Annotated in this window: 4 protein-coding genes, 1 tRNA gene and 1 rRNA gene; all 6 read left to right on the forward strand. The window is 49.8% G+C overall.

Annotated elements, in window-relative coordinates; all coding sequences use genetic code 11:
* Positions 1-8 precede the first annotated feature (8 nt).
* The 6 genes from rrf (at position 9) to A918_RS0103085 (ending at position 4,675) form a co-directional block, all read left to right on the forward strand.
* Positions 9-123 (forward strand): 5S ribosomal RNA (gene rrf, locus A918_RS0103060).
* A 78-nt stretch (positions 124-201) separates the two neighbouring features.
* A tRNA-Met gene (locus A918_RS0103065) sits at positions 202-278 on the forward strand.
* A 421-nt stretch (positions 279-699) separates the two neighbouring features.
* Positions 700-1,263 carry a hypothetical protein gene (locus tag A918_RS0103070; protein ID WP_022709632.1) on the forward strand — a complete coding sequence of 188 codons (564 nt, stop codon included), beginning with the start codon at positions 700-702 and terminating at the stop codon, positions 1,261-1,263.
* 127 nt (positions 1,264-1,390) lie between these two features.
* Positions 1,391-2,224 (forward strand): 3-mercaptopyruvate sulfurtransferase, encoded by an 834-nt coding sequence (gene sseA, locus A918_RS0103075; RefSeq protein ID WP_022709633.1) that lies wholly within the window; start codon positions 1,391-1,393, stop codon positions 2,222-2,224.
* Between the two features lie 193 nt (positions 2,225-2,417).
* Positions 2,418-3,758 carry a cytochrome c gene (locus A918_RS0103080; protein WP_022709634.1) on the forward strand — a complete coding sequence of 447 codons (1,341 nt, stop codon included), beginning with the start codon at positions 2,418-2,420 and terminating at the stop codon, positions 3,756-3,758.
* A complete protein-coding gene (locus A918_RS0103085; RefSeq protein ID WP_022709635.1) occupies positions 3,758-4,675 on the forward strand; it encodes a c-type cytochrome in 918 nt (305 codons plus the stop codon). Before A918_RS0103080 ends, A918_RS0103085 begins: the two co-directional genes overlap by 1 nt.
* Positions 4,676-4,703: the final 28 nt, after the last annotated feature.

Here is a 4,703-nt window from a genome sequence, read left to right on the forward strand (position 1 = left end):
TTTGCTGACCTGGTGGTTATGGCGGAGCGGCTGCACCCGATCCCATTCCGAACTCGGCCGTGAAACGCTCCAGCGCCGATGGTACTCTGTCTTAAGACACGGGAGAGTAGGTCGCTGCCAGGTCTGCAAAAGGCACAGAAATAAAACATCTCACAGTCAATAAAACCAATACTTCCAATACCGGCTCATAAATTACCCTGGCGCGGGGTGGAGCAGCCCGGTAGCTCGTCAGGCTCATAACCTGAAGGCCGCAGGTTCAAATCCTGCCCCCGCAACCAAATCTCCTCAAAGCAATTAAAACTACGATCCAGACCCCATTCCAATAGGCGTGTCAATGCATCTTGAAGCAGCCCGTTCGAGCTAAAATCGATAATCAATCGATTTTTAACGCTCTCACCTCATCACGCTCATAATCTGAAGGGTGAGGAGGGAAAGCAAGCGATACAATATCGATTGCCCGACGAACCGGAAAAAGCCAAACCCGAAACTAAATCTCCAAAAAACATCCCAAGCTCCGGCAGATATGCGCGGGGCTTTTTTGTGTTTAAAACATGCGAATGAGAAAAACGGGGGAGGGGGGAGCGAACTTAGAAAATCACTTTTACTAATTCTAACCATTGCTATGGTTCTGGGCAGACTGATCGATTTTTAGTAATGAGATGATATTGTGACCGTTCTACAAGAATGCGGAGTGCCTGAATGATTAAACTATTGTGTGCCGGTGTTCTTGTAAGCCTGATATTGCCACTGGAAATGGCATCAGCTCAAACCTTTCGTGTCTGTCATGGTTATGATTGCTATTACCGAACCAAAGTGACGCTAAGTTCAAAGGATGAGAGCCGCATCCGTAATCTGTTGCAAAAGGCTACTCGTAGCGCAAATGACGAGAGAAAAGCGTTGCGGATGGCTGTCGCAATATTTGAAGAGCGCAGCACAGCAATTATCAGTGTTCGTGACAAACCAAAAATGCAGTTCGGTAAAGCCCGTATTAAAGGCCAAATGGATTGTGTTGATGAATCGATCAACACGGATAATTTCCTACGTTATTTGGAAACACGCGGTTGGTTAAAGCATCATACTGTTTCTAAACGAATGACACGTGGTTCATTCATTGATGGCCGTTACCCGCATTGGACTGCGGTAATCAAAGATATGTCGGGTCAAAGCTGGGCTGTCGATTCCTGGTATGAGGCAGGTGGCGGAATGCCTGATATTATGCCGCTTCAGGATTGGAAACGTCGTGGATATGGCGGCGAGCGTTAATGCCACAAGCATAAGAAGCACTGTAACCGGATACAGACAGCTAATGTGCAGAGATCATACAGATTTCTGCAATTCATTCCTTGCCATTGATAAAGACACTTATATTCTATGTGTGAATGAGTGACATATGGGGAATGAAATGACTCCGGAAGAAATTTTTGTATCGCCGCAATGGGTGAAAGACCGTCAGAAATTAGGCGATCTGAAAATCGTTGACGGTTCTTGGTATATGCCGGCGACAAAGCGCATCTGCGGTGAGGAATTTGAGCAGGTTCATATTCCGGGCGCAGTCTTTTTCGATCAGGATAAGATCGTCGATCCGAGCTCTTCTTTCCCGCATACTGTTCCTTCACCGGAAGTCTTCGCGGAAGCTGTAGGCAAGCTGGGGATCAGCGTTGATGATGAGATCGTCATCTATGAAACCGGTGATTTGTTTGCCGCGCCCCGCGTCTGGTGGCTGTTTCATATTATGGGCGTCCAAAAACTGCATATTCTGCGCGGTGGTATTGCTGCATGGCAGGCTGAGCGCTTTGAAACAGAGAGCGGTAAAGTCGCACCAGAGCCTGTTGCATTCAAACCGGTCTATGCTGGTGAAAAAGTTGTTTTCATTGAAGAAATGGTGCTGATTGCCAAACATGCAAAAGCACATATTACGGATGCCCGTTCGGCTGAGCGGTTTACCGGTGCCGTACCAGAGCCGCGTGCGAATGTCCGTTCCGGTTCAATCCCCGGTTCTGTCAATGTGCCTTACGGTTCTCTCGTAGAAGACGGTGCTTTCAAAGCACTTGATACGATGAAGGTCATTTTTGAAGCGCAGGGCGTGAAAAAAGACAAACCGGTTGTAACAACCTGCGGCTCAGGTGTGACAGCCGCTGTGCTGTTTCTTGCGCTCAATTTGCTGGGTTATGACAATGTCCGTCTGTATGACGGCTCATGGACAGAATGGGGCACAGTGACCTGAGTGGTGTTTCTGCGTAAATGCCAGTTAATGGTATAATTTTCTTTGAATTTGCACCATAGAAAACTGTTGTTCTTGTAATTGGCTATGTTTTGGAACGTAAATATCGTGAATGCATGAAGTCATTGATCTGAATCAATGAGAAACATTCCTGACAGTCTCAGATGGAGGTGAAGAGACGACTCAGGAGTTCAACATGAAGCTTGTTAAAACACTGGTCCTATGTGGTCTGGGCTTGTTTGGCGCAAGCTATGCTATCGCAGTCACATCGCACCATTGGTATGCACCAAAACAGGAAGCTGACGTTAATATTCAGGATCCGGCACTGATTAAGCAAGGTGAATATCTTGCCCGTGCCGGTGACTGTATTGCTTGTCACACTGCACCCGGCGGCAAGGAATTTGCCGGCGGTCTGGGTATGCAGACACCGCTCGGCACGATTTATTCCACCAATATTACGCCGGATAAGAAAACCGGTATCGGCAATTACAGTTACGGCGATTTCGAGCGTGCTGTACGTCGTGGCGTGCGACCTGATGGCGTGGCGCTCTATCCGGCCATGCCTTATGTTTCCTATGTCGTTGTAAAAGATGACGATATCAAAGCACTCTATGCTTATTTCATGTCGCGCGTGGAAAAGGTTGAGCAGGAAAATCAGGCTTCCACTTTGCCTTGGCCGATGAATATGCGCTGGCCGCTGGCCTATTGGCAGCTCGCTTTTGCGCAGCCGCGTGAATTTACTTCGGCAACCGGTATGGATGCGATGATTGATCGTGGCGCCTATCTGGTTGAAGGTTTGGCCCATTGCGGCGCTTGCCATACACCACGAGGCATCGGCTATCAGGAAACCGCACTCAGTGATGACAAGAAGGGTAATTACCTGTCCGGCTCTGTTCTCGAAGGCTGGTATGCGAAGAACCTGCGTGATGAAGGCACCGGCCTTTCCACATGGACTGAAGCGGAAATTACCGACTTCCTGAAAACCGGCCGTAATGATCGCACCGCCGCCTTTGGTGGTATGGCCGATGTGGTTGCCCATAGCACCCAATATCTGACGGATGACGATCTGACATCGATTGCCCGCTATCTGAAGAGCCTGCCTGCGCGTGACAGTCATCCGCAGCAATGGACACCGAAGCAAGATGTGACAACTGCAGCTCTGCGTGCCGGTGATTTCTCCGCTCCGGGTGCCGTTGGTTACGTGGATAATTGTGCGGCCTGTCACCGCTTGGATGGTCGTGGTGCGGAACGGGTTTTCCCTGCGCTTGCCGGTAATTCGATCGTTTTTGCGGAAGATCCGAGCTCACTGATCCAGCTGACACTGGATGGTGCTGCAATGGCTGACACGCCGCATGATCCGATGGTGTTCAAGATGCCGGGCTTTGCCCATCTCACCAACAAGGAAATCGCGGATATTCTGAATTTTATCCGTAATGGTTGGGGTAATCACGGTTCGCATATCAAGGATAGCGATATTGCCCGCATGCGGCATCTGATTGAGCACAAGCCTGTGCATTATGTTCCGGAGGCAAAATAATGAGTAAGCAATTCTGGATCGGTACAGCTGCAGCCCTTGTCGTAACAATCGCAGCTGCAGGCGCAGGCTGGACATTTCTGGTGAAGCCGTCGCGGGTGGATGCGCCGCCGCTGCCGACCTATGATGTGGTGGATGCAGAAGGCAAAGTCGTTGGCAAATATACGATCCCGAGCGATGATCTGATTGCCAAAGAACCGGATGCGGAAGCCATTATGTATGGCAAGCGCCTGCTCAATGAAACAGCCCGTTTACTGCCGGAAAATGTCGGTGCGGGGCTGAATTGTAACTCCTGCCATCTGGCGCAGGGTAAGCTGGATAAAGGCGCGCCTTATATTAATTCCTATAATTTCTATCCGCGGGTGATGCCGCGTGCGGGTAAGGAAGTTAATCTGGTGATGCGTATCAATGGCTGCTTCCAGCGTTCGATGAATGGTAAGCCGCTTGATCCGAAGTCCGAGGAAATGGGCGCTATGATTGCCTATATGAAATGGCTCGGTCAGGGATTGCCGAAAGAGCATATGGTGAAAGTGTCCGGTGCCGGAAAAATTGATGAGTCACTGGTGCCGGATCCTGTCAAAGGCAAGGCGATTTATGCAACCCAATGCGCCGTTTGTCATGGCAATGACGGTGAAGGCAAAAAAGACCAGTTCGGTGATTATGTCTTCCCGCCGCTTTGGGGTGATGACAGCTTTAACATCGGTGCGGGTATGGCGCGTACCTATAAGGCAGCGGCATTTGTCAAATATAATATGCCGGTCAGCGTCCATCAGGACGGTATGCTCGGGCAGGGTGGCGTGCTGACCGATCAGGAAGCGGTTGATGTGTCTGAATATTTCACACATATGCCGCGCCCGGATTTTGCCGGTAAGGTCAATGACTGGCCGAATGGCAAAAAGCCGAAAGATGCCCGCTATTAATCGCGTGTGGTGCGTGATCGGAAAAACC

The sequence above is a fragment of the Pseudochrobactrum sp. AO18b genome, from assembly GCF_000409565.1.
GTDB classification, from domain to species: Bacteria; Pseudomonadota; Alphaproteobacteria; order Rhizobiales; family Rhizobiaceae; genus Pseudochrobactrum; species Pseudochrobactrum saccharolyticum.

What these genes read in the sequence shown, in the direction of transcription:
- A918_RS0103070 (WP_022709632.1), top strand. Translation starts at nt 700, where the DNA reads ATGATTAAACTATTGTGTGCCGGTGTTCTTGTAAGCCTGATATTGCCA.
- sseA (WP_022709633.1), top strand. Translation starts at nt 1,391, where the DNA reads ATGGGGAATGAAATGACTCCGGAAGAAATTTTTGTATCGCCGCAATGG.
- A918_RS0103080 (WP_022709634.1), top strand. Translation starts at nt 2,418, where the DNA reads ATGAAGCTTGTTAAAACACTGGTCCTATGTGGTCTGGGCTTGTTTGGC.
- A918_RS0103085 (WP_022709635.1), top strand. Translation starts at nt 3,758, where the DNA reads ATGAGTAAGCAATTCTGGATCGGTACAGCTGCAGCCCTTGTCGTAACA.